We start from the raw sequence: 21,816 nt of genomic DNA on the forward strand, positions 1-21,816 counted from the left end.
ACCAACCTCCGTGGACAGAACATCTAGCCGCTACCCGGAGCCGCTACCTGGCCACTCCTCGCGCTCCTCGCGCTCCTCGTACCTCGATCCCGGCGAGCAGCTTGCGGGTCGCCTCGGCCACTTCGTCGACGGCCTGGTCGAAGACCTCACGGTTGTGGGCGGCGGGCACCCGGAATCCGGAGACCTTGCGCACGTACTGCAGGGCAGCCGCGCGGATGTCGTCGTCGGTGGCCTCTTCGGGGAGGACGGGCGGACGGAGCGTCTTGATGCTGCGGCACATAAGACGACGGTATCCCCGGACCCCACCCTTGGCACGGCCGTCGGGGACGGGAGTCCCTAACGCCCCGCCCAGCCCCGCCCGCCACCGGCACCAGGGCCGGTACCAGCGCCGGCGAGGAGCGCTTCGGTGATGAGCCGGACGGCGCGGGCCAGGCGGTTGAGCTGCTCCAGCTCGACGGCGTACAGCTTGATGGTGCCCTCGATGACCGTCTCGGAGACGCCGAGGGTGGGCAGTTCCGCCCGGCAGGTCCGCAGCGCGACCCGCACGGCCCGGATCTCGTGCTCGACCTGGAGTTGCGCATGGCGGGCGAGGAGAACGGGGTGGCGGGTGAGCGTCGAGTATCCGGCGTAACGGGCCGGCAGGAGGTCGCGCAGCCAACGGGCCGCCGTGCGCTCCCAGTCGTGGCTGCCGGGGGCCTTGACCTGAACCGGCCAGTCCGGGCTGATCGGGGAGAGGGTTGGGGACATCGTCGTCGCTCCGGCGAGTGGTGGACGGGCTCTGATCGCGGGGTGCCGCGTGACGTATGTGGCGGTCCCGGCCCAGGGGTAGACCGGGACCGCCAAGGGCCTCCGCCGAGGAAAGCGGAGCCCGGTGGAACACCCGAGGGCGGCGTGAGGAGGAGTGCGCCGCCCGTGAATGTCCAGTTTTGTGATGCGCGAGGGCTCTGACGGCCACCCGCAGTAAACATATATACCGCCGAGTATGCAAGGGTATGAAAAAATTCATACCCTGCGTGGTGTGAAAGACCGCGCTGCGTAACCGGCGGCAGGCGGGGAGGTGGCTACTGCTCCAGGAAGAAGTCGTGCTGCTCCGCGACCTGCTCGTACCCCTCCAGCCGCGACTGCGTGCGTACGGGATCGGCGTCGGCCATGGCCTGGAGTACGGCGGCGGACAGGACCCCCGGCGCCGAGTAGGAGTCGAAGACGAGGCGGGATCCGGTACCGGCCGTGAGGGCCACGTCGGCCTCGTCGACGAGTGACCCGAGCGTGAGGTCGGTGATCAGCGCGACGCGCAACCCCGTGCTGCGGGCGGCCTGCATCGCCGCCAGGGTCTCGTTGGCGTGCCGCGGCATCGCGAACGCCACCACCCACGTCCCGCCGGCCTCCCGCGACTGGAGCAGGGCGTCGTAGGCGACACTGCCCCCGCGGGTCACCAGGCGTACGTCGGGATGAATCCGGCGCGCCGCGTAGGCGAAGTACTCCGCCAAGGACACGGAGATCCGCAGCCCCAGAACCGTCAGAGGCATCGACCGAGCGAGCTCGCGACCAACGTCGAGCACCCGCCCGGGGTCGGCAAGGGTACGCCGCAGACTCTCCAGGTTCTCGATCTCGGCATCGACGGCTGCCTGCAGCTCATTGCGGCGGATCTCTTCCCGCGTGTCGGGAGCGCCGGCCACCGAACTGAGCGCGATCGGCTGCAGAGCCTCACGCAGCGCAGGGAAACCGCTGAAACCCAGGGAGGACGCGAACCGTGTCACCGACGGCTGGCTCACCCCCACCCGCTCCGCCAGGTCCGTGATCGACAGGAACGCGGCCTCGGTGAGGTGATCGACGATGTACTGGGCGATGCGCCGCTGCCCGGGCGAAAGCCGGTGCCCGCCGAAGAGCGCCCGGACTCTGTCCGTGGGAGACGCCTCCGTGTCCGGCGACTGCCGTCCCGGCGTAATGGCGGACGCCTGCGCGCGTGCCTGCTGCCTAGATGGCACCGGCGTGCCTCCCTCTCGTCCCACAGGCGCTCAACATAACCCACCCCCCCGTGCGGGCGGCCGCGCTCAAGCGGTTGCCCGACCGGGCTGCCGCGCCGCAAAATCCCGGCGGAGGCAACCATGGAACGCGAAGCGCTCGCCAACCTGCTCACGGACGGCACGGAGGCCGCGACCGCCGCTCGTGACGCCGTGCTGGGCGGCGGTGCCTACGTGGTCCGGGACGGGAGCGAGTGAAGCACCTCTACCGAGCCGCTCACCCGCGTCTGAGTCACGTGCGCTCCCGGCGTGCCTTCCCCTTCGCTTTGCGCTCGGCTTCCTTGCGCCGCTGGACGGTGTAGGAGGACCAGTCGCCGCGGTGCAGATCACACCGCGACGCACCGACCATCGCCAGCCGCCGGCACCGGGTTCCCTTCTCCGTCAGCGCTCCACACCTGGACTGCGTACGAGCCATGATTCCCACCCCTGATCTCAGCAGCCGCACGGACTTGTCCAGGGTCACGGGCCGTACCCCGCCGCCGGAAGGCGCACCGCCCCACGAACCGGAGCACGGCGGCCCACGGCGGTTACCCGGGGGCGCACGGTTCCGGTCACTCGTACAGCCGTCCTCACCGCCCTTGCCATAGCCCAGCGCTTCGGGCACAGCCGAACCGCGCATGGCGACACCGTAGGGGCCGAACTCGACAGAGAGGCAGGGCGGTGACTCAGCTCGCCAACCGGATGAAAAGACGCGACGGCATCCCCCGACGCGGCATACAAGGCAGTCCTTGACCACGCGGCGAAGTGTCCAAACTGTCATGAGTCCGGCTGCCCGGTCGGTAGCCGCCTGCGACGGGCCGAGTGAAAGGCGCGGCGGTGACGCTATGCCCCAAGGGCGGCAGCGACCACGAGTGGTCCATCGAGAACGAGGACGGTGCTCGGTGCGACGGGCGGGGTGACCCTGCCCTGGCGCGGAGCGCCCAGCACTCCCGAAGACCTGACGCCGGAGCCCCACGCGCCGCCTGCGACACCGCCGACCTCACAGCACCCCCACTATGCCCCCGCCCCGACCGCTCATTCCCTGGCAGGACAGCGGCCGAGAGGGGTCCATGCACCTCCACGACGAGATTCGGAGGCACGTCCATGAGTCCGGCCACGCCGAGAACAGCCCCGCCTTCTGGGGCTACATCCGCGAAACCGACAAGTGGACCGACGCCGCGAGCGAGGACATCGGCCGGTAGGGCGCGCGGAGCGATCGACGTTTTTCAGTCACACCCCTGTCACCGTGGCTGGTTCTGGTGCAGTGTGGTGATCGGAGACGCTCCCACCTTCCCCCAGGCGGAGGCGCCGCCCCTTGGCCCCGCCTGCTGTCGCGGGCGGGGCCGCGCCGTCCCTCCCGACCTCCCTGCGGGAGGGCCGACGCCTGCGTTGAGCAGGGGCACTTATCCGACGTTGCGGTGGAGGTCCCGCACATCGGCACCGCCGGCGGTGAGGGTGCCGTCCTGCTGCTCGTAGTGGGAGAGGGCGAGGCCGAGGCCGAAGAACGTGGGCGCCCACTCACCGACGAACAGGCCCCAGCGGTCGGCACGGGCGAGGCCGGTGCCTGGTTCCAGCTTGAGCGACCCGGCCCAGACGGCGACGGTGAGGCCGATGGAGGCGAGGGCGGCGGTGTAGGCGTGCTCGCTGCGCATGCCCATGTCGTGCAGCTTCTTGATGATCACGGTGTGCTCCGTTCAGTTGGAAAGCCCCCCAAACGTTCCAATCCACCGTGACACGAGACATCCCGGGCCGCCGCTTGGTGCGTACGCTGGTCGTCTCGGGGCTGTCACGGAGGTTCGTCATGCCCCGCCCCATTCGGTCCGGCGCGATCCGACGACTGCGCCGGTAGGGACTCTGACCTTCCACTATCTACATGTGGGCGCGGACGGTTTCGAACCGCCGACATGACCGTGGCTGACCGCTCGATCTTGCACGTGTGTGGTACGCGTGCTCAAAGCTCAACGCGTGCGCTCGGGACGTCGTCAGCAGGTTCCCGAGCTGCCCGGTGATCAACTTGCTTGTCGCGAACTCTCGGTGAAGCGGACGGACCAGGCGTAGCCGCTCAAGCTGTCGTGCGGAACTCGCCGGACCTCTCTGACCTGGCAACTGTCGTGGGCGTACTTGAGCGCGAACCGGTCGAGGCGCTGCGCGTCGGTGAGATCCTCCATGGACAGAGGTGCTCCGACGACGAGGTCTTCGTGAAGGACTTCGTCCGGGGCGGCTCCGTTCGAGCAGGCCGAGCAATCATGCGTTTTCGGTAGGGCCATACGCCCAGTGTCCTCCTAACCTGGAGGCTATGACGTTCACAGGGCACATGGCCGCGCTACACAGCAGCCCTCCCGTCGCGGTGAAGGGGCACCACGCTGTGCGCGGCCGGACCACACACCCCCCTCGATGCGAACTACCGGCAGGGCGGTCACTGCGGTCTGCCGGGCTGACAGATCGGCTCTTCAGGTGCGGCGTTGATGTCAGGTGTGGATGTCAGGCCGGCCGAGGCACGGGCGGGCAGTCGACGGGCCGACAAACGGGACAGCCTGCGTAGGCTTCATCGCGAACCGTAGCCGTTGACTCTTTGATGGGAGCTGGAGCGACAGCGGCCAACCCTTTTGCACCGCCGCCAGAGACCCCGAGTCAGCCATTATGGTCGCCGCTTGACGAATACCTCTGGCACTCGTGCGACATCCTCGCCGATGTCCTCGAAGGGCAAGGGGCCCGCCGACCGGTTGCGGCCACGACGGCGCGACTGCAACACGGCGATCGCGCACTTGCTGTGGGACCGGGACAACGCCTGACCTGGAGAGCTCTCGGTAGCGGCAGGTATACACACACCAACGTCGCTGCCTTCGGCAGCCCTGGCTTTGTGGTCGGCTCCTTGGTGGGCTCTGCGATCGGGAACTCCGCCCGCCGTAGTCAAGCAGCGCGTGACGCCCAGCCACGCTGGGTGGTGGACGGGACCGGTGAAGTCACTCTCACGCTGCAGAGGCTCCATTTCGCGCATGCTGCCGAACTCGATCTCGACTGGCGGGCGTTGAGTTCCATCGAGCTTGTAGCTCCTGACGTTTTCCAGACGAGCTTCGTCGACACCCGCGGTTCGCAGACGACGGTTCGAGTGCAGACGCCATGGGCGTCGCTTGCCTTCGCCCTTGCTGCGGTCACCGCGTTCCCGGCCCACCCGCGTCTGCTCACCCGCGGTTGGCTCCCTCCGAACTTCGAGCAACGGTGTGCCCGACTTGGCCGCCCATGTCGTCCAGCCGCGCATCTCGCACTGCGGGCAAGTGGCACCTAGCAGGGGCAGGGCCGGTGCGCCTTCGGTGCCATCGCTCCCAGATCGGCAGGAAACAGACGGATGCAACCGCGCTTCTGCGCTTGGCTCGCACCCTGCCAGCGGTAACGGGCGCAAGGGCGAACCCACGGGCCAAACCTGGCACCCACTGTTGACCGTGGCTTACCGACCTGCCGGGCACGGATCGGGCACGCCGTAAGCACCGCTTCAGGAGAGAGGCGGGCGCTGTCTGCCAACTCGGGCAGACGGGCTGCATCGCTGACGGCTGAGCTGGCGTGCATCTCGACCTGTACGCCGAGTCAAGTCGTACGGGACAGGTCTTCACCGGAGCACGGGGTGGCCAACTGCGCCGGAACGACTTCCGCCGCGTCTGGCTCCGGGCTGTCGAAAAGGCCGGGCAGGGGGTGGTGCATTTCCGAGACCTCCGTCACACGGGCAACACGCTCGCTGCGACCGGCGGTGCAACCACGCGTGAGCTGATGCAGCGGATGGGCCACTCGTCGGTGCGTGCCGCGCTGATCTACCCGCACCTGGTGAACGGCCGTGACCACGCGATCGCCGCTCACATCGACGAGCAGATCAGAAAGGTCCGGCCTGTATGCCCGGCGACGCATCTGGCACGTAACTGGCACGACGCCTCTCCCCCGGCCTCCGCGGCTGAGAAACGAACAAGGCCCAGGCTCCCGGTTCAGTACCGGTGACCTGGGCCTTTGTCGTGCTTCCTGCTGGTGGGCGCGGACGGTTTCGAACCGCCGACATCTGCTTTGTAAGGTCAGTTGTCCAGGTCGATCACGAAGTCGACCACGGTGGTGTCACCGCGGCGCACGATCGGGTGGGCCACCTCGACGATGCGCCCTGTGTCGGCGATGTGCCGGCGGGTGTACCGCAGCACCGGAACGCCCGCCCCGATGCGGAGCGTTGCGGCCTCCACCTCGTTGGGCATCGCCGACGTGAACGACTCCGTGATGCGGGTGACGTTGATGCCCAACGATCCAAGCTGAGCGCGCGTCCCGCCCGGCCACGGCTCGTTGATCGGGTCGGCCACCGGAGTGCCGGCCACGTCGGTCCACCGCACGTAGGACGTACTCATCTGCGTGGGCACGTCGTTGTCGTAGAACACGAAGTGCCTGGCCAGCAACCGTTCGCCGGGCTCGCACTCGAAGAGCGAGGCCAGTTCGGCGTCCGCCCGCACTTTCTCGAACCGCTTGTCGAGCCGGTACTCCGACCAGCCGATGCCCTGATCGCGGGTGTACGGGGTGGACTTGGCTCCGGCCGCGACGCGGTATCGGTCGGCGGCCATGCGGTGTACGGGCGGCTGCGGGCGGACAAGGGTGCCCGCGCGGGCACGGGTCTCCAGCATGCCCTCGTTGCGGAGCAGGGAGATCGCGTTGCGGATGGTCGTCTCGGACACCCGGTAGTACTCGCACAGGGCTGGGATGGTGGGGATCCTGTCGCCGGGCCCGAACTCCCCGGAGGAGATGCGGCGCCGCGGGTCAGCGGCGATCCGCAGGTACTCGGGCTGTGCCACTCCCACACCACCTTGCCGAATGATCGCGTCAATCTGTGTACACATAATGTCCCCGCCCACTTGACCTACGCCAACTCCAGCGACAATCTGAGTACAGATAAGCACTATCCGTACTCAAATAGCTACGCGATCCGGGGGACACTCATGTCCGAAGCGGGGCATACCTGGCGACAGGCATTCAAAGGCCTGCCAGAGGAAGCGCGCCACGTCCGCACCTGGACGGCCGCCCGCGTCCCCCACGAGGACGCCCCGCTCGTCGCCGACGAACTGTTCGCCGCCGTGCTCGGCACCCGCCCGGACATCGTCGAAATGACCATCTCCACCGCAGGCAGCAGGGCCCGCATCACCGCGTCAGGCCTGACGCCGCTGCCAATCCTCCAAGTGCACGGCCCCGGCGCGATCGTCATCCGAGGGCTGTCCCACTCTCACGGAATCACGACGGACTGCTGCGGCCTCTGGGCCCAGCTCGCAGGACAGGAGAGCAGGACATGACCGCACGCACCACCACGCTGGAGCGGGACGACGCTCGTTACCTGGCGGCGTACAGAGCGGTCTTGGACCACGCCGACATCTGCCCCAACTGCCACACGCTGCGCTGCCCGGTGGGCGCCCGTCTGCGGCGCGCAGCGCGGGAGGCCCGGCGGTGACGCAGTGCCCCAAGGGTGACCACGAGTTCCCTGTCGAGGACGAGACGGGCGCCTACTGCGCAGAGGACGGGGTGACCCTGCTCTGGCGCGGCGAGCCCATCACTCCCGAGGACTTCACGCCCGAGCCCCACGCCCGGCGTACTCCGCCGCCCGCGCCTCGCGCATTGGGGCAGCACCCCCACTGAGCCCCCGTCTCGGCCGCCACGCCCCTGGACAGGTCGACGGCCGAGACGGGTCCATGCACCTCCACTACGAGATTCGGAGGCACATCCATGAGTACCACCATCCTCGACGCCCGCACTCTCTTCCCCGAGGAGACGTACAAGAGCGTCCGCCGCACCATTCTCGACGCCAACCCGGACATGGCCGAGGACATGGCCGGCCGCATCGCTGACGAGGGAATCAAGTTCGTCGTCGCCTGCGCCCAGAACCCCGGCGTAGGAATGGCCCCGTCCCGGATCGTCGACGAGGGCTGGCACGCACTGCTCCTGCACTCCGCGGCCTACGCCAAGCTGTGCGATCAGTTCGGCGGAATGGTCCACCACTACCCCGGCTGGGACCCGACCCACTACGACCCGCCGATCCTCGACCGCACCCGCCAGATGATCGAGCAGGCAGGGTTCGTGGTCGACGAGGAGCTGTGGCGCCCGCCGACCGACGACCTGCTCGTCTCCGTCGCGGCGAAGTGCCAGCACGCCCCCTCGTGCACGATCCGCCCCATGCCCAAACCTGAATGGCCCTAGCCTGAGCGCAGGAGGTGGCTCATGTCCGAGTGGATCGATCCCCGGTACGCGGAACTGGTCGCGGCATGGAAGCGCGCCCAGCAGCCGGACTCGCGTGACCCGCAACCCAGGCCGGTAAGGGGATTCATCGTCTCCGCGCCTAAGGGCTGATCTACCGCCCCGGCCGGTCGCCCTGTGGCAGCTGGTCGGGGCTCTCACTGCCGTACGAGTTCGCTGAGCGGTACGCCGAGCGCGTAGGCGATGCGGAGAACTTGCTCGTAGCTGGGGGTATGGGTCGCCAGCTCGGCGCGGTAGACGGTCTTCCTGTCGATACCCGCCCGCTCGGCGAGCCGCCCCTGGGTCAAGTTGGCGTGCGTCCTCGCCGCCCAGATCCGTTGCCCGAGGAGGCGGCGCTGCTCCAGCAGCCAGCCATCGGGAATTGGATCTTCACTCAGCACTCACCCACCGTCGATGCGATGCGCCCTTTCGTCTGCACCATGCATGGGTCATTGTTTGATCTTGCAGGAGCGGGGTACACACGCCGGACCCCCTGCACCTGTGATGTCCGCCCCGGCTTCGGCCGTACGGGCGGGCTGCGCGCCGAGCGGCGTACATGCGTCCGCCCTCGGCCTCGCACCGCTCTGATTCGGTCAGAGCTGAGCTGCCCCGTCCTCAAGTGAGGGCGGGGCAGTGCTCTGTGGCATAGCGTGTACGAGAAGACCCCCACCGATAATCCCGGTGGGGGTCTCTGCCTGTGGGCCGGGCCTCCCCGCCCAGAACACCACAGGATCACGAACGGCATGCGTCTGGCGTCGTGGGGAGGTACGCCGGCCCCATTCAGTGGTCAGCACTCTACGGCCCCCACGCTGCTGAGCAAGCCCTCTTTCGAGTGACGGTCTTGGAAGGCTCACGCTGGGGGTGTGGCGTCGATGTGGCGTCGCGGATGAGAAAGGCCCCCCGGTCGATCATGACCGGGGGGCCAATCCTGCCGCCTACCTGCGGCTATTCACTGTGGGCGCGGACGGTTTCGAACCGCCGACATCTGCTTTGTAAGAGCAGCGCTCTACCCCTGAGCTACGCACCCGTGGATGAGGGAACAGCGTACATGGATCGGGGGGAGGGATTGCAATCGGTTGGCTGGTCGGGGGCCGTCGCGGGGCTGGTGGGGGTGGTCCGGGGCCGGTGGAGGCTGGTCTGGGGCCGGGGGGATAACCCCACCATGGTTCGGTGGTGGGCCGCATCGTGTTGGGGTGGGGCCGTTCGTACGGTGGAGGCTCGCACGTGGGACTACTTGGGGGATCGATCACCATGGCACTTCGCACCCGCACCCTTCTCGCCGTCGGCGGGGCCGTCGTCGGTGTGGTCGCGCTGAGTGGCTGTGGCGTCGAGGCCAAGGACGCGCCCGCCGAGCAGCGGTCGTTCGCGTTCAGTGGGGACACGCTGACCATTGACGCGGACAACTCCGCCCTCGAGCTCGTCCCCGCCGATGTGAAGGACGTGGAGGTCACGCGGCGGGCCGACGGGTGGGTGTTCCTCGGGGAGGGGCCCGAGGCCACGTGGGAGATGGAGGGCGCCAAGCTCGTTCTGCGGCAGCGCTGCAACGCCGTCGCGAGCGACTGCGAGTCGTGGCACCGGGTGAAGGTGCCGCGCGGGGTCGCCGTCACCGTGAGGGACGACAACGGGAGCGTGACGGCCGCCGGGTTCGACACCACCCTGAAGCTCCGCTCCGACAACGGCGCGGTCACCGTCAAGGACTCCAGCGGGCCCTTGGAGCTGACCACTGACAACGGGGAAATCGTCGCGGAGGGGATCACCTCCAAGCGGGTGACCGCGGACGCCGACAACGGGAGTGTCCGGATGGCCTTCACCAGCGTCCCCGACCTGGTGGAGAGCGGGAGTGACAACGGCGAGATCGGCATCGACCTGCCGAGGGCGACATACAGCGTGACGGCGAGGAGCGACAACGGCGACGTCAAGGTCGACGTGCCGCGCGACCCGAACAGCCCGCACGTGGTGAGGGCGCACAGCGACAACGGGGAAGTCACCCTGCGAAGCGCGAACTAACTGGCCCGTGTGTTCGTCTACCTGGTGGGAGAATGAACCGGGCAGGGCGGACACGGCACGGGAGAGGGATGTGACGGCGACACACGCGCAGCCGTACACGCAGCGAGTACGCCGTCGTACGAAAGCGGGTGCCGTCAGGGACGTCGTCGCGCTCGTGCTTCTGCCGGTGCCGCTGCTCGTCGCGCTTCCCTTCGCCTTCGCCGGCGGCAGTGGGGGCACGAGGCGCTGGTTCGGCGGGCGGGCGGAGAATGTGCGCGCCGACGCCCAGGCCGCCAAGGACGCCGCCGCCGCGGCCTTCTACGAGCTGGACACGGCCCAGCGCGACCTGCGGATCTCGATCGAGACGATTACGGCGGTCGACAGTTCACCGAAGGGCCGCAAGGCCGTGGAGGACTTCGCGGCGCTGGGGCGGCGTATCGACGAGGTCAGCCACACGTACATCACCGCCGTCGACGCGCATGACCTCGACCGCGACGCCCTGGAGGCGTCCACCGCCGCCAGGGCGCAGGCGGAGCTGACCAGCGCGAAGGACGAGCTCGTACGGGTCAAGAGCGAGCTCGACCGGTACGCGCAGGCGCTCGGGCCGCTGCTCGACACGGCGGAGACGCAGCTCGCCCGGCTCGCGCCCGCCGTGGAGCGGGCGCGTCAGGCGCTTCTCGCGGCGAGCAACGCGCTCGACGCGGTACGGGCCTCGGGGCTCAGGGCCGACGGTCTCGCGGCGCGGCTCGCGGCCCTCGCGCCCGAGCTGACCAAGCTCAACCAGGGCGCCGGGCGGCACGGCGTACCGGAGACGCTGCACCGCGCGGACCGGGTGGTGCGCGATGCGGAGGCCGTACGGACCGAGGCCGAGCGGTTGCCGGAGCGGGCGGCGGAGATCGACCGGCGGCTGGTGTCGCTGCGCACCCGGGCGCAGGCGCTGACGACCCGGGCGGGCAAGGTCGAGCCGATCCTGAGCGAGCTGCGCCGCCGGTTCACAGTCGCGTGCTGGCAGGACCTTCAGGGCGTGCCCGCGCAGACGGCGAGCACGGTCCGGCAGGCGGAGGAGAAGATCAAAGAGGCGGCGAAGGCACGGGACGAGCAGCGGTGGCCCGACGCCGTCTCGTTGCTCAGCACGGTACGGGCGCTGCTGAACTCCACCGACGAGGCGGTGTCGGCCGCGGGTGACCGGCTGCAGCGGCTCAACGCCGTGTCCAAAGACCCGCAACAGGAGATCGAGCGGACCCGGTTCGCGATCAGGGACGCCCAGCGGCTGGCCATGGCCGGGCGCAATACGCCCGATCCCCGGCACGCGCGTCCGCTGGACGATTCGGTGGCGCGGCTGGACCGGGCTGTCGCGGGTCTGGAAGGCCGTCACCCCGACTACTGGCACTTCCTGACCGAGACGGAGGCGGTACGGCGCACGGTGGCGCGGGTCGTGTCGGACATCCGGGAGGAACGGGGCGGGGGCTCCTGACCCGGGCGGGGGCTCCTGACCCTGGCGGCGGCTCAGTGACCCGTACGGCGACTCAGTAACCTGTAAGCATGCCCCGTTACGAGTACCGCTGCCGCTCCTGCGGCACCAGCTTCGAGCTGAACCGGCCGATGGCCGAGTCCTCCGCGCCCGCCACCTGCCCGGACGGGCACGACGACACCGTCAAGCTGCTGTCCGCCGTGGCCGTGGGCGGAACAGCCAAGTCCACCTCCCCCGCGACCTCTGGCGGAGGCGGCGGCCAAGGCGGTTGCTGCGGAGGCGGTTGCTGCGGCTGAGGGTGCTACGCGGCGGCGGGTGGCGCGCCGCTGAGGGTGCTGCGGCGGCGGATGAAGCGACCGGCTGAGGGTCAGCGCTTCCTGGAGAGCGTCACGCCGTCCGCTACGGGGATCATGATGCTCTCCATGCGGTCGTCGGCCGTCACCCGGTCGTTGAACTCCTTGATCGCGGCCGCCGCGCCCGTCGCGTCCGGGTCCGTGACGCCGCCGTGGAAGAAGACGTTGTCGGTGGCGATCACCCCGTTCTGCCGCATCCTGGGCACCAACTCCTCCCAGTACGGCACGTAATTGCCCTTGTCGGCGTCGAGATAGGCGAAGTCGATGTGCGGCTCGGCAGGCATCGCGCGCAGGGTGTCGAGGGCGGAGCCGATGCGCAGCTCGACCCGGTCGGCGACGCCCGCCTTCGCCCAGGCCTCGCGTGCGTACGCCGTCCACTCCTCCGAGATGTCGCAGGTGATCAGCCGGCCGTCGGCGGGCAGCGCCTGCGCCATCGACAGTGCGGAGAAACCGGTGAACGTACCGATCTCGACGACGTGCCGCGCCCCCGTCAGCCGGACGAGGAAGGCGAGCAGGGGGCCCTGCTCCTCGGCGGACTGCATGCCCGCGTACTCCGGCAGCTGCCGGTAGGTCGTCTCGACGAGGTCCCGCTGCCCGCTGTCCAGCGGCGGATTGTGCGCCAGCATGTACGCGTACAGCTCGTCGGTGAGTGGAGTGCTGTTTCCTTTGCTCATCGCGTTCCCTCACGGTAGTCGGCGGCCCGGGGCCTGGCCTTCTTCAGCGTGGCTTCAGGCGCGGAATTCTATTGTGACGCGCATGATCGGAAGCGGCGCACCACAGTGGATCAACTCCCTCATGGACACCCTGGGGGCGCCCGGCGCGGGCATTGCCATCGCCCTGGAGAACCTCTTCCCGCCCCTGCCCAGCGAGGTGATTCTGCCGCTGGCCGGATTCGCCGCCAGTACCGGGCGGATGAGCCTGATCGCCGCCCTGCTGTGGACCACGGCGGGCTCGGTGACCGGTGCGCTCGCGCTGTACGGAGCGGGGGCGCTGCTCGGGCGTGCGCGAACCGTCGCCATGGCCGCCAGGCTGCCGCTGGTGAAGGTGTCCGACATCGAGCGGACGGAGGCCTGGTTCCAGCGGCACGGCACCAAGGCGGTGTTCTTCGGGCGGATGATTCCGGTCTTCCGCAGCCTGATATCGGTGCCCGCTGGGGTCGAGCGCATGCCGCTGCCCGTCTTCCTCGGGCTCACCACGCTCGGCAGCGCGCTGTGGAACACCGTCTTCGTCCTCGCCGGTTACGCGCTGGGCGAGAACTGGCAGGACGTGACGGGTTACGTGTCCGCGTACTCGAAGGTGGTGCTCGTGGGGGCCGTACTGGCGGTGCTGCTCTTCGTGGGCCGTCGGATGCTCAGGCCGGGCGTCGGCCGGCGGCGCGGATGAAGGAGCGCAGGATCTCTTCGCCCGCCGCGACACCCGCCTCCGGCAGGACCGTGACCTGCGGGGCGGTCCAGCCCGTGTCGGCCAGCTCACCGTGCCCCGGCCGCCACCCGTAGTCCGCCGCGAGCAGCAGGTCCGCGTCGAGGAGGGAGTCACCGGCGGCGAGGGTGAGCGTGGCGCCGGTGCGGCGGGCCACTTCGCGCATGGCCGCGCTCTTGGTGAGCGGTTTCGGTACGGCGTAGATCTTGCGGCCCTGGAGGGAGACCGTCCAGCCTCGTTCCTCCGCCCACTCGCCGAGTTCCTTGACCCATTCGTCCGGCAGCAGGGCGCGTTCGACGACGAGATAGGCGAACAGGTCCTCGGCGACCCGCTCCTTGAGCAGCCAGGCGGGGTCGGCGGCGGCGACGAGGTGGGCGCGGACCTCGGCCAGGGAGGCGCACCCGTCCGCGAGCCGCGTGGCCACCTCGGCCTGCCAGTCCGGGTCCGACACTCCGTCGACCAGGAGGTGGCCACCATTGGCGCAGATCGCGAAACGGGGGGTGGGGAGAGGGAGTTGGATGCGGTGGTACTGCTCGCGGGTGCGGGTGGTCGTCGGTACGAAGCAGGTCCCGGCGGCGAGCTCGGCCATCAGGCGGGCGGCGGTCTCGGTGAGGTAGGAGAGCGGCTTGCTCTCGTACACCTCGACGCAGAGCAGGCGCGGCGCCTCGGCGTCGGGCATGCGCAGGCCGAGGGCGGCGGTCGAGTAGATCAGGGTGCGGTCGAGATCGCTGGCGACGAGGACGGGAGGGTGGCTGTTCACGCTGGTCACTTCGCTGCCACCGCCTTGCCGTCCGCGCCGGTGGCGCCGCGTGTGTACTTGGGGTGGATCAGACCGACGCAGGTGTACGGGAGCCCGTCGACCTCCTCGACCGGGACACCGCGCTGCTCCGCCAGGAGACGCACGTGGTCGAGGTCGGCGCCGGCGTCGCGCTTGGCGAGGATCTTCCAGGGGACGCGGCGCAGCAGGACACGGGTGGTCTCGCCGACGCCGGGCTTGACGAGGTTCACGTCGTGGATGCCGTACTCCTCGCTGATCCGCTCGACGGCCGCCCAGCCCTCCCAGGTGGGGGCGCGGTCCGCCGACAGCAGCTCCTTCACCTCGGCGTCGACGGCGTCCGCGACCTCGTCGAAGCGGGCGGCGACGGTGTCGAGGAAGAGTCCGGACACGTCGTCGGCGGCGAGTTCGCGGTAGAACTTCGCCCCGTGGAAGTCGTCGGGGCCGACCAGATCGGAACGCAGGACCGTACGCGAAATCAGGCCGGATACCGTGGAGTTGAGGCAGGCGGAGGGGATGAGGAAGTCCTCGCGGGTGCCGTACGTCCGCACGCAGCCGCCGGGGTCGGCGAGGACGGCGATCTCCGGGTCGAAGCCGTGGATGCCGGTGGTGGCGGCGAAGCTGTCCAGGGCCTGGGCGAGTTCGCGGGTGATCGCGCCCTTGCCCGTCCAGCCGTCGACGAACACGACGTCGGCCGGGTCGTGGTGGGCGGCGAGCCAGCGCAGGGCGGTCTCGTCGATGCCCCGGCCCCGGACGATGGAGACGGCGTAGTGCGGGAGGTCGAGCCCGTGCCGGTGCTGGGCGTAGCGCCGCATGAGTACGCCGACGGGCGTGCCGGCGCGGGCGAGGGAGACCAGCACGGGGTGAGGTGAGCGCTCGGCGAGGACGGTCTCGGTGACGGTGGCGACGGCCTTGGCGATGCGGGCGGCCGAGGTGTCCAGTGCGGCCTTGAAGAGCTGCTGGTACTGGGCGGTCGGCTGGTACTCGACGGGCAGCGACTCGGCGTAGTGCGCGCCGCCGCTCTGGATCGCCTCCTCGCGCTCCTCCGTCGGGGCCTCCAGCTCGACGTCCGAGAGGTCCTGGAGGAGCCAGCCGACGTCCTCGGGCGCGTAGGAGGAGAAGGCGGGGCCGCGAAGGGGCTCGGGCATGGGCGGCTCCTGCCGTTGGGGGGCTTGCTCGGGTGTGCCGGGTATGGGGGGCGCACCGGGTATGTACGAGGGGACGACCGCCAGCACGACGTGCCCGGTGTGGGCGGCGAGGCGCGCGAGCAGGCCGTCGGGGGCGTGCAGTTCGGGGGTGTCGGCGGCGGAGTCGACAACGGCGACGACGGCGTCGAAGCCCGCGCCCGCGACGTTGTAGGCGTAACGCGTGCCGGGGCCGTCGGCGGGGTTGTCGTGCGCGGGGAAGACGATCCGCGTGCGGATCGCGTAGCCCGGGTCGTCGACGGCGAGTACGGGCGAGCGTGTGGTGGTCGAGTACCGCACCTCGGCGTCGACGCGCTCCTCCAGCGCGGTGGCCAGCCTGAGCGGCGCGTACATCAACTCCTCGAAGCCGAGGACCAGTACGCGGCGGGCACCTTCGGGCAACGCCCCGGCGATACGTTCCGCCATGCCCGGCAGCGCGGCCTCCAGCGCGCCCCGGTGCGCGGGCACGAACCCGTGCCGCCCCCCGTCGGGCACCCCGCAGGGCCAGCCCAGCTCCACGCGGACGGGCGCGGCCCCAGGCGCGGCGTGACTGGACCGGATGCGGCTCGGGGTGGCGCTGGGGCCGTGGGCTGCCTGCCCCGAGTCGGCCGCGCCCGTGGCCTCGGGGGCGGTCGCGGCGTCGGTGGACGCCTCGGAGGGCGTGCCCTCCGGCGCTGGGGGGTTCGGGGTGGGGTCGTACCGGGCTACCAGGGCCTGGCCCTTCTCCAGTACGTCCTGCGGCAGGCGGACCGTGCCCGAGGCCATCGCGATCAGGTCGACGCGGGCGCCGATCTCGCGCGCGAACTCCGTCAGCCGCCCGCGGTCCCGCGCCGAACGCATGTCGACCAGGGCCACGATCACATACCACTCGCGCGGGTAGCGTTCGTGCAGGTCACGGATGGTGTTGAGCACCGTGTTGCCCGTGGAGAACTCGTCGTCGACCAGCACCAGCGGTCCCGCGCCGGCCAGCAGCCCGGGGTCCTCCGGCAGCAGCAGATGGGAGGTGGCGTGCGAGTGGGACTCCTCGAAGCCGCCCGTCTTCGCGACGCCGTCGACCGGCCGGCGCGTCGAGTGCAGGTACGGCGCCACGCCCACGCCGTCCGCCACCGCGTGGCCGAGCCCGGTCGCGGTCTCGGCGTACCCGAGGACCACCGCGCACGCGGCCGCCTCGTCGCCCAGCAGCTTCCGTACGTCCTCGCCGAGGGCGAAACCCGCCCCGTACACCCGTGACGGCAGCTGCGGCACGTGCTTGCCCAGCACGTTCGAGACCAGCAGATGGGCCCGCTTCGGATTGCGGCGCAGGGCCAGGCCCAGCAGGTCGTGCAGGCCGTCAGTGCTCTGGCCACCGGTGCTCAGGCCGTCGGAGCTCTGGCCGCCGGTGCCCCGGGCGTCAGTGCTCCGGCCGTCGGCGCGCTGCCCTTCGCCGTCGGCGACGAGTTCGACGCCCAGCCGCTCCGCGACCCACGTTCCCGACCACACCACGTCGTCCGTCTCCATCTCAGCCGGTTATTCCGGCGGTCAGCAGCTCTACGAAGCCGACGTCCTCGCGCGCCACGCCGAAGACCTCGGCCCGCAGCAGCGTGCGCTCGGCCCACGCGCGGTGCGGCTTCACTTCGTTCATCTTGTTCGTATACGCGGAACGCATCACTCCACCACCGTCCCGCTCCGGCCGCAGAATGTCCTGCGCGTCGCTGAATTCCTCATGGCTGACCACCGACAGCGCGTGCACGGGCAGGACGTGGGAGGGATGGATGCAGGTCTTGCCCAGCAGGCCGTTCGCGCGGTCGAGCGAGATCTCCCGCAGCAGCCCGTCCATGTCGTGCTCGATGAGCGACGCACGCAGCGCCTCCGCCTGCCCGGTGAAGGGGCTGCGGCGCAGCTGCGGCTTGAACATCCGCTCCTGAACGCGGAAGTACTCCCACACCGGACCGGTGATCGTGAAGCCCGTGCCGTCCGAGCGCCCCAGCACGTTCACCACGTCAGCGATGACCCCGGCCACGATCTGCACGTCGTACGCCGTCATATCGGGCGCCCTGCGCAGTCCGTACGCCGAGCAGAAGTCGGTGACGCCCAGCCGCAGCGCCAGCACCCGCTCCCGGTACTTGTCCACCGTGCGGGCGATGCCGGCGAGCGTCTCGGCCCGCGTCTCCAGGTGGAGCAGTTGCGGCGATTCGAGCACGGGCATCGCGAAGAGGCGATGGCCGCTCGCCGCTTCCGCGGCCGTGAGCGCCTCCAGGAAGGCGACGCCGCGCTCCTCGGTGAACTTCGGCAGTACGAATCCGGACAGCAGCCGCGCCGAGGCTCCGAGCCGCTGCACCAGATCGGAAATCTGGCCTGGCTCCCGGACCCGGACGAACAGCAGCGGCAGCTCCCGCCCACGCGCGTCGAGCTCCGCGAACTGCCGGACGAGGTTCTCCTCGGCTCCCGCGACTTCCGCGTCATCGATGGAATCTTCCAGGCAGAGCACCATAGAGACGACCCCGCGCCCCGCCTGCTTCGCCACGTCGTCGGCGAGCCGCGGCCGGGTGGCCGGGCTGTAGAGCGTGGCCCCGAGAGCGGCCGAGAGCGTACGGGCCGAGGAGCCGGCGTCGAACACGACCGGCTCCTGGTGGAACAAGTTCTCCCGGACAGTGGGCGGGATATGCCCGAAATGACGCATCAAAATCCCCCCGTGCTGCCGTGTCGGCCCATCGTTGTGTGGCCGGTAATAGTACGTAGGGAAGGGTGTCAAGAGTTCCCTGCATACGTGAATTTCAGGTTACCCACGTGAATCCACCTATGCGGGTAAGGGGACCCGCGTTGTAGGCGCGGGCCCCGGCGAGGCAGGATGACAGGCATGACGCACGCCATGCTGAAGGGCTCGAACGTCCCGCTCGAAGCCACAGCCGTAAGGGCTGTGCTGCGCTGGACTCCCGGCCCCGACGTCCCAGAGGTGGACGCCTCGGCGCTGCTGCTCGGCGTCGACCGGCACGTACGCTCCGACGAGGACTTCGTCTTCTACAACCAGCCCCGACACCCCTCGGGCCTGGTCCGGAGCCTGGGCAAGAAGCGACTGCCCGACGGCGTGACCGACTCGGTGCAGACGGACCTCGCGGCGCTCGAACCGGCTGTGGACCGGGTCCTGATCGTCGCCTCGACGGACGATGTGCCGTTCGAGCGCGTACGGGATCTGCGCATCGAGGTGTACGACGCCACCGCGGCCGGAAGCGGTGAGGCGCTCGCGTACTTCGAGGTCAGGCCCGAGACGGGGGCGGAGACCGCGCTGATCTGCGGGGAGCTCTACCGGCGGGGCGAGGGCTGGAAGTTCCGGGCGCTGGGCGAGGGGTACTCGAACGGGCTGATCGGGCTGGCCACGGATCACGGGATCTCCGTGGACGAGACGCAGGGCGCGGACGGCAGGGACGGCGCGGAGGAGGCGGGCGCGGGGTCCGCCACGCAGGCGTCGGGGTCCCCGGCGCCCCAGGCGTCGCCGGCGGAGCCGACACAGCCCCTGCAGCCCGCGTACGGGTATCCGCAGCCCGCCACCCCGGCTGCGCCCGCCTACGGCTTTCCCCAGTCGGCGTCGACTCAGCCCGCCTACGGATATCCGCAGCCCGCTGCGGCCGCGGCGTTCGCCCCTGACCCGAACTTCCGGCTGCCGCCGCAGGGGCCGCAGTTCGTACGCGCCCAGTAGGAGGTGCCCCCAGGGCGCCCTCCCCCGTCACGTCTTCGTCTTGTAGCCCCGGCCCCACTGCAGGCCCCACCCGTACAGCCGGTCCAGTTCCGCCTGGAAGCCGTAGACGAACTTCACCTCCCGGCGCACCACCAGGTCGCCCTTGACGTTCTCGACGGTGAAGACGGCGCACGAGCGTGCCTGTGGGGCGTCCTCGTCCAGTTCGATCTCGATCCGCGGGCCATTGCTCGGGAAGAGCGTCACCACGGCGTGTGTACGGTCGAAGGCCGGCGTCTGGTCGTAGATGTAGACGAAGACGAGCAGCCGCTTGATTTCCTCGCGGTGGTCGAGGTTCACGTAGATCGTCTCGCCCGACGGGGCGCCGAAACGGTCGTCGCCGCTGAGCTTGACGTACGGCGGCGCGTTCAGGCTCCCGAAGAAGCTGCCCAGCGGCTGTACGACGCCCTTGGTGCCGTCCACCAGCTCGTAGAGGCAGCCCAGGTCCAGGTCGACGTTGACCACGCCCTGAGTGTGCGCCTGTACCAGTTCCGGCTGGAAGAACTTGAACGGCCGGCGCAGCAGACTGCCACTGCGCCGCTGTTTGCCCCCGATGTCCGAAGTACGCATCCGCCAGGAGAGGTTGACGCGCAGATTTCCGGTGGTCGCGCCCTGCTTGGTGAGCGAGACCGACGGGTTCCGCTTGGTCAGTTCGATCGCGTTGGCCGCGGCATTGGCGGACGCGAACTGCTCCGCGAACCTGTCCCGCCGCAGGCTGTCCCAGATAGCCATCCCACCCCCAGGTGTCTCGTGAGAGCCGCCACGCACGGCAGCGGGGCGGCCCCGAGGCCGACGCCTCGTGACCGCCCCGCTCAGAGCGTTCCTCAATCCCTACGAGGTCACACCCCGGACTGGACCTCAGTCTTGTCGCCCGAAGCCGGCCCGTCGCCGCCCTCGGCGGCCGCGAGCGCCTTGTTGCGGCGAATCGAGGACCAGAACGAGGCGGCGATCAGGAAGACGCCGACGAGACCGGTGATGAACTCGCTGATCTGGTGCTCGATGGTGATCAGCAGGATGGCCGCGAGCGCGCCGATCGCGTAGTGCGCGCCGTGCTCCAGGTAGACGTAGTCGTCGAGGGTGCCCTGGCGGACCAGGTAGACCGTCAGCGAACGTACGTACATCGCGCCGATACCGAGGCCGAGCGCCATCCAGAAGATGTGGTTCGTGATGGCGAAGGCACCGATGACACCGTCGAACGAGAACGAGGCGTCGAGGACTTCCAGGTAGAGGAAGAGGAAGAACGCGGCCTTGCCGGCCAGGCCGACGGCGGACACGTCCTTGCCCTCCGCCTTGGCCTTCTCCTCCTCCTCGTGCTCGCGTTCCTCTTCTTCCTCGATCTTGTTCTCGAAGTGGCTGGAGAGACCACCGACGACGAGGTACGTGATCAGGCCGGCGACGCCGGAGAGCAGCACCGTGGTCGACTTGTCCTGGTATCCCGTGCTGGTGTGCGCGTGTGTCGCGAAGGTCATCGCCGTGAGGAGCAGGACGATGAGCGCGATGCAGACCGACAGCATGTCGACCTTGCCGAGCTTGGCCAGCGGGCGCTCCAGCCAGCCCAGCCACTTGATGTCCCGGTCCTCGAAGATGAAGTCCAGGAAGATCATGAGCAGGAACATCCCACCGAAGGCCGCGATCGCCGGGTGGGCGTCCGTGACCAGGGCTTCGTACTGCTGGGGCTTGTCCATCGCGAGCTGAATCGCCTCGATGGGGCCGACCTTGGCGCTGATCGCGACGATGGCGACAGGGAAGACCAGCCGCATACCGAAGACGGCGATCAGGATGCCGATCGTGAGGAAGATCTTCTGCCAGAAGGCATTCATCTTCTTCAGGATTCCGGCGTTGACGACGGCGTTGTCGAAGGACAGTGAGATTTCGAGGATCGACAGGATCAGTACGATCCCGAACGCCTCCCACCCCCACTGCCAGGCGGCGAAAGCCAGTCCGAGTGCCGTGACGGCAAACGACCAGCCGAAGGTTTTCAGAACCACTGGCTACCCCATCGTGTAAGTACGGGTCTCCCCCGCGCCGTGCGCGGCTTTACGAAACATTGACCCCGAAGTCTAGGGCGATGCCTCGCAGACCCGACGCATACCCCTGCCCAACGGCTCGGAACTTCCATTCTCCGCCGTACCGGTACACCTCACCGAAGATCATCGCGGTCTCGCTGGAGGCGTCCTCGGAGAGGTCGTAACGGGCCAGCTCCTGACCGTCGGCCTGGTTCACCACTCGGATGAAGGCGTTGCTGACCTGGCCGAACGTCTGTCCGCGATGGTCGGCGTCATGGATCGAGACCGGAAAAATGATCTTGTCGCAGTTCTCGGGCACCAGGGTGAGGTCGATGATCATCGACTCGTCGTCGCCGTCGCCCTCACCGGTCAGGTTGTCGCCGGTGTGCTCGACCGAGCCCTCGGGGCTCTTGAGGTTGTTGTAGAAGACGAAGTACTCGTCGCCGAGCACCCGGCCGTTCTGGCACAGCAGCGCGCTGGCATCGAGGTCGAAGGGGGCTCCGGTGGTGGAGCGCGCATCCCAGCCGAGCCCGACCAGCACCTGGGTGAGGTTCGGTGCGGCCTTGGAGAGGGAGACGTTGCCTCCCTTGGCGAGCGTGACGCCCATGATCTTGCTTCCTCCCCGGTGGTACGGAAATGGGTGGTGAGGCGACGCGTCCGGCGCCGCACGTTCGTG

General features: G+C 69.4%; 28 protein-coding genes and 1 tRNA gene. 13 read left to right on the forward strand and 16 right to left on the reverse strand.

Going from position 1 to position 21,816, the window contains the following annotated elements; all coding sequences use genetic code 11:
* Window positions 1-43: 43 nt before the first annotated feature.
* The 4 genes from J7E91_RS08645 to J7E91_RS35795 all read right to left on the reverse strand — a co-directional run bounded on the left by J7E91_RS08645 (window position 44) and on the right by J7E91_RS35795 (window position 2,640).
* Window positions 44-280 carry a DUF2277 domain-containing protein gene (locus J7E91_RS08645; protein WP_214900518.1) on the reverse strand — a complete coding sequence of 79 codons (237 nt, stop codon included), beginning with the start codon at window positions 278-280 and terminating at the stop codon, window positions 44-46.
* A gap of 56 nt (window positions 281-336) precedes the next feature.
* Window positions 337-747 (reverse strand): hypothetical protein, encoded by a 411-nt coding sequence (locus tag J7E91_RS08650; RefSeq protein ID WP_214900520.1) that lies wholly within the window; start codon window positions 745-747, stop codon window positions 337-339.
* Between the two features lie 314 nt (window positions 748-1,061).
* Window positions 1,062-1,985 carry a MurR/RpiR family transcriptional regulator gene (locus J7E91_RS08655; protein WP_214900522.1) on the reverse strand — a complete coding sequence of 308 codons (924 nt, stop codon included), beginning with the start codon at window positions 1,983-1,985 and terminating at the stop codon, window positions 1,062-1,064.
* Between the two features lie 268 nt (window positions 1,986-2,253).
* The gene (locus tag J7E91_RS35795; protein WP_251015376.1) at window positions 2,254-2,640 is read right to left on the reverse strand and encodes a hypothetical protein; all 387 of its coding nucleotides are present in this window, start codon (window positions 2,638-2,640) and stop codon (window positions 2,254-2,256) included.
* 430 nt (window positions 2,641-3,070) lie between these two features.
* Here J7E91_RS35795 and J7E91_RS36695 point away from each other — a divergent pair, with 430 nt between their 5' ends.
* Window positions 3,071-3,202 (forward strand): hypothetical protein, encoded by a 132-nt coding sequence (locus J7E91_RS36695; RefSeq protein ID WP_285439045.1) that lies wholly within the window; start codon window positions 3,071-3,073, stop codon window positions 3,200-3,202.
* A gap of 201 nt (window positions 3,203-3,403) precedes the next feature.
* Here the strand turns inward: J7E91_RS36695 and J7E91_RS08665 are convergent, their stop codons facing one another.
* Window positions 3,404-3,682: a hypothetical protein gene (locus tag J7E91_RS08665; protein ID WP_214900524.1), complete on the reverse strand. Its 279-nt coding sequence runs from the start codon at window positions 3,680-3,682 to the stop codon at window positions 3,404-3,406.
* A gap of 327 nt (window positions 3,683-4,009) precedes the next feature.
* Entirely contained in the window at window positions 4,010-4,168 is a 159-nt protein-coding gene (locus tag J7E91_RS35800) for a hypothetical protein (RefSeq protein ID WP_251015377.1), read from the reverse strand.
* Between the two features lie 483 nt (window positions 4,169-4,651).
* Between J7E91_RS35800 and J7E91_RS08675 the strand changes: the two genes are divergently transcribed.
* Both J7E91_RS08675 and J7E91_RS08680 read left to right on the forward strand, forming a co-directional pair.
* On the forward strand, window positions 4,652-4,792 hold the full coding sequence (locus tag J7E91_RS08675) for a hypothetical protein (protein ID WP_214900528.1): 141 nt from the start codon (window positions 4,652-4,654) through the stop codon (window positions 4,790-4,792).
* Window positions 4,793-5,558: 766 nt separating this feature from the next.
* Window positions 5,559-5,984 carry a tyrosine-type recombinase/integrase gene (locus J7E91_RS08680; protein WP_214900530.1) on the forward strand — a complete coding sequence of 142 codons (426 nt, stop codon included), beginning with the start codon at window positions 5,559-5,561 and terminating at the stop codon, window positions 5,982-5,984.
* 71 nt (window positions 5,985-6,055) lie between these two features.
* On the opposite strand, the gene J7E91_RS08685 is transcribed toward J7E91_RS08680, so the two are convergent.
* Window positions 6,056-6,811: a GntR family transcriptional regulator gene (locus J7E91_RS08685; protein WP_308376229.1), complete on the reverse strand. Its 756-nt coding sequence runs from the start codon at window positions 6,809-6,811 to the stop codon at window positions 6,056-6,058.
* Window positions 6,812-6,871: 60 nt separating this feature from the next.
* On the opposite strand from J7E91_RS08685, the gene J7E91_RS08690 reads away from it, so the two are divergent.
* The 5 genes from J7E91_RS08690 (at window position 6,872) to J7E91_RS36700 (ending at window position 8,351) form a co-directional block, all read left to right on the forward strand.
* Window positions 6,872-7,303 (forward strand): hypothetical protein, encoded by a 432-nt coding sequence (locus J7E91_RS08690; protein ID WP_251015378.1) that lies wholly within the window; start codon window positions 6,872-6,874, stop codon window positions 7,301-7,303.
* Window positions 7,300-7,458, forward strand: a complete 159-nt coding sequence (locus J7E91_RS08695) for a hypothetical protein (protein ID WP_214900532.1) — start codon at window positions 7,300-7,302, stop codon at window positions 7,456-7,458. The genes J7E91_RS08690 and J7E91_RS08695 overlap by 4 nt, the downstream gene beginning before the upstream one ends.
* Entirely contained in the window at window positions 7,455-7,643 is a 189-nt protein-coding gene (locus tag J7E91_RS08700; protein ID WP_214900785.1) for a hypothetical protein, read from the forward strand. The genes J7E91_RS08695 and J7E91_RS08700 overlap by 4 nt, the downstream gene beginning before the upstream one ends.
* A gap of 87 nt (window positions 7,644-7,730) precedes the next feature.
* A complete protein-coding gene (locus J7E91_RS08705; RefSeq protein WP_214900533.1) occupies window positions 7,731-8,201 on the forward strand; it encodes a hypothetical protein in 471 nt (156 codons plus the stop codon).
* Window positions 8,202-8,222: 21 nt separating this feature from the next.
* Window positions 8,223-8,351, forward strand: a complete 129-nt coding sequence (locus J7E91_RS36700; protein ID WP_285439046.1) for a hypothetical protein — start codon at window positions 8,223-8,225, stop codon at window positions 8,349-8,351.
* 44 nt (window positions 8,352-8,395) lie between these two features.
* Here the strand turns inward: J7E91_RS36700 and J7E91_RS08710 are convergent, their stop codons facing one another.
* Together J7E91_RS08710 and J7E91_RS08715 are read right to left on the reverse strand one after the other, a co-directional pair.
* The gene (locus J7E91_RS08710) at window positions 8,396-8,638 is read right to left on the reverse strand and encodes a helix-turn-helix transcriptional regulator (RefSeq protein ID WP_308376232.1); all 243 of its coding nucleotides are present in this window, start codon (window positions 8,636-8,638) and stop codon (window positions 8,396-8,398) included.
* A gap of 554 nt (window positions 8,639-9,192) precedes the next feature.
* A tRNA-Val gene (locus J7E91_RS08715) sits at window positions 9,193-9,264 on the reverse strand.
* A 224-nt stretch (window positions 9,265-9,488) separates the two neighbouring features.
* Here J7E91_RS08715 and J7E91_RS08720 point away from each other — a divergent pair.
* The 3 genes from J7E91_RS08720 to J7E91_RS08730 all read left to right on the forward strand — a co-directional run bounded on the left by J7E91_RS08720 (window position 9,489) and on the right by J7E91_RS08730 (window position 11,990).
* Entirely contained in the window at window positions 9,489-10,244 is a 756-nt protein-coding gene (locus J7E91_RS08720; protein ID WP_214900534.1) for a DUF4097 family beta strand repeat-containing protein, read from the forward strand.
* Window positions 10,245-10,314: 70 nt separating this feature from the next.
* Window positions 10,315-11,697 carry a hypothetical protein gene (locus J7E91_RS08725; protein ID WP_214900538.1) on the forward strand — a complete coding sequence of 461 codons (1,383 nt, stop codon included), beginning with the start codon at window positions 10,315-10,317 and terminating at the stop codon, window positions 11,695-11,697.
* Window positions 11,698-11,765: 68 nt separating this feature from the next.
* Window positions 11,766-11,990 carry a zinc ribbon domain-containing protein gene (locus J7E91_RS08730; RefSeq protein ID WP_214900540.1) on the forward strand — a complete coding sequence of 75 codons (225 nt, stop codon included), beginning with the start codon at window positions 11,766-11,768 and terminating at the stop codon, window positions 11,988-11,990.
* 71 nt (window positions 11,991-12,061) lie between these two features.
* Here J7E91_RS08730 and J7E91_RS08735 read toward each other — a convergent pair whose 3' ends face one another.
* Window positions 12,062-12,721, reverse strand: coding sequence for an O-methyltransferase (locus J7E91_RS08735; protein ID WP_214900542.1), 660 nt, complete (start codon window positions 12,719-12,721; stop codon window positions 12,062-12,064).
* Between the two features lie 82 nt (window positions 12,722-12,803).
* Between J7E91_RS08735 and J7E91_RS08740 the strand changes: the two genes are divergently transcribed.
* Entirely contained in the window at window positions 12,804-13,430 is a 627-nt protein-coding gene (locus tag J7E91_RS08740; protein WP_214900544.1) for a DedA family protein, read from the forward strand.
* Here J7E91_RS08740 and J7E91_RS08745 read toward each other — a convergent pair.
* The 3 genes from J7E91_RS08745 to J7E91_RS08755 are packed head-to-tail and all read right to left on the reverse strand — an operon-like array spanning window position 13,399 to window position 18,084.
* The gene (locus J7E91_RS08745; protein ID WP_214900546.1) at window positions 13,399-14,226 is read right to left on the reverse strand and encodes an HAD family hydrolase; all 828 of its coding nucleotides are present in this window, start codon (window positions 14,224-14,226) and stop codon (window positions 13,399-13,401) included. The two genes, J7E91_RS08740 and J7E91_RS08745, sit on opposite strands and share 32 nt — an antisense overlap.
* 5 nt (window positions 14,227-14,231) lie before the next feature.
* The gene (locus J7E91_RS08750; protein WP_214900548.1) at window positions 14,232-16,922 is read right to left on the reverse strand and encodes a phosphoribosyltransferase; all 2,691 of its coding nucleotides are present in this window, start codon (window positions 16,920-16,922) and stop codon (window positions 14,232-14,234) included.
* 1 nt (window position 16,923) lies between these two features.
* Window positions 16,924-18,084, reverse strand: coding sequence for an HpcH/HpaI aldolase/citrate lyase family protein (locus J7E91_RS08755; protein WP_214900550.1), 1,161 nt, complete (start codon window positions 18,082-18,084; stop codon window positions 16,924-16,926).
* A gap of 177 nt (window positions 18,085-18,261) precedes the next feature.
* Between J7E91_RS08755 and J7E91_RS08760 the strand changes: the two genes are divergently transcribed.
* Window positions 18,262-19,098 carry a TerD family protein gene (locus J7E91_RS08760; RefSeq protein ID WP_214900552.1) on the forward strand — a complete coding sequence of 279 codons (837 nt, stop codon included), beginning with the start codon at window positions 18,262-18,264 and terminating at the stop codon, window positions 19,096-19,098.
* 27 nt (window positions 19,099-19,125) lie between these two features.
* Here the strand turns inward: J7E91_RS08760 and J7E91_RS08765 are convergent, their stop codons facing one another.
* From J7E91_RS08765 to J7E91_RS08775, 3 genes are all read right to left on the reverse strand, one after another.
* The gene (locus J7E91_RS08765) at window positions 19,126-19,866 is read right to left on the reverse strand and encodes a Tellurium resistance (RefSeq protein WP_214900554.1); all 741 of its coding nucleotides are present in this window, start codon (window positions 19,864-19,866) and stop codon (window positions 19,126-19,128) included.
* Between the two features lie 107 nt (window positions 19,867-19,973).
* Window positions 19,974-21,122 (reverse strand): DUF475 domain-containing protein, encoded by a 1,149-nt coding sequence (locus J7E91_RS08770; protein ID WP_214900556.1) that lies wholly within the window; start codon window positions 21,120-21,122, stop codon window positions 19,974-19,976.
* A 49-nt stretch (window positions 21,123-21,171) separates the two neighbouring features.
* Window positions 21,172-21,747 carry a TerD family protein gene (locus tag J7E91_RS08775; RefSeq protein WP_214900558.1) on the reverse strand — a complete coding sequence of 192 codons (576 nt, stop codon included), beginning with the start codon at window positions 21,745-21,747 and terminating at the stop codon, window positions 21,172-21,174.
* Window positions 21,748-21,816: the final 69 nt, after the last annotated feature.

Origin of the sequence: Streptomyces sp. ISL-99 (genome assembly GCF_018614005.1) — a bacterium.
GTDB lineage: Bacteria > Actinomycetota > Actinomycetes > Streptomycetales > Streptomycetaceae > Streptomyces > Streptomyces flavidovirens.

Coding starts and splice junctions, on each gene's coding strand:
- J7E91_RS08765 (WP_214900554.1), bottom strand. CDS start 19,866: ATGGCTATCTGGGACAGCCTGCGGCGGGACAGGTTCGCGGAGCAGTTC.
- J7E91_RS08750 (WP_214900548.1), bottom strand. CDS start 16,922: ATGGAGACGGACGACGTGGTGTGGTCGGGAACGTGGGTCGCGGAGCGG.
- J7E91_RS08775 (WP_214900558.1), bottom strand. CDS start 21,747: ATGGGCGTCACGCTCGCCAAGGGAGGCAACGTCTCCCTCTCCAAGGCC.
- J7E91_RS08720 (WP_214900534.1), top strand. CDS start 9,489: ATGGCACTTCGCACCCGCACCCTTCTCGCCGTCGGCGGGGCCGTCGTC.
- J7E91_RS08760 (WP_214900552.1), top strand. CDS start 18,262: ATGACGCACGCCATGCTGAAGGGCTCGAACGTCCCGCTCGAAGCCACA.
- J7E91_RS08740 (WP_214900544.1), top strand. CDS start 12,804: ATGATCGGAAGCGGCGCACCACAGTGGATCAACTCCCTCATGGACACC.
- J7E91_RS35800 (WP_251015377.1), bottom strand. CDS start 4,168: ATGGAGGATCTCACCGACGCGCAGCGCCTCGACCGGTTCGCGCTCAAG.
- J7E91_RS08755 (WP_214900550.1), bottom strand. CDS start 18,084: ATGCGTCATTTCGGGCATATCCCGCCCACTGTCCGGGAGAACTTGTTC.
- J7E91_RS08705 (WP_214900533.1), top strand. CDS start 7,731: ATGAGTACCACCATCCTCGACGCCCGCACTCTCTTCCCCGAGGAGACG.
- J7E91_RS35795 (WP_251015376.1), bottom strand. CDS start 2,640: ATGCGCGGTTCGGCTGTGCCCGAAGCGCTGGGCTATGGCAAGGGCGGT.
- J7E91_RS08650 (WP_214900520.1), bottom strand. CDS start 747: ATGTCCCCAACCCTCTCCCCGATCAGCCCGGACTGGCCGGTTCAGGTC.
- J7E91_RS08730 (WP_214900540.1), top strand. CDS start 11,766: ATGCCCCGTTACGAGTACCGCTGCCGCTCCTGCGGCACCAGCTTCGAG.
- J7E91_RS36695 (WP_285439045.1), top strand. CDS start 3,071: ATGCACCTCCACGACGAGATTCGGAGGCACGTCCATGAGTCCGGCCAC.
- J7E91_RS08695 (WP_214900532.1), top strand. CDS start 7,300: ATGACCGCACGCACCACCACGCTGGAGCGGGACGACGCTCGTTACCTG.
- J7E91_RS08645 (WP_214900518.1), bottom strand. CDS start 280: ATGTGCCGCAGCATCAAGACGCTCCGTCCGCCCGTCCTCCCCGAAGAG.
- J7E91_RS36700 (WP_285439046.1), top strand. CDS start 8,223: ATGTCCGAGTGGATCGATCCCCGGTACGCGGAACTGGTCGCGGCATGG.
- J7E91_RS08735 (WP_214900542.1), bottom strand. CDS start 12,721: ATGAGCAAAGGAAACAGCACTCCACTCACCGACGAGCTGTACGCGTAC.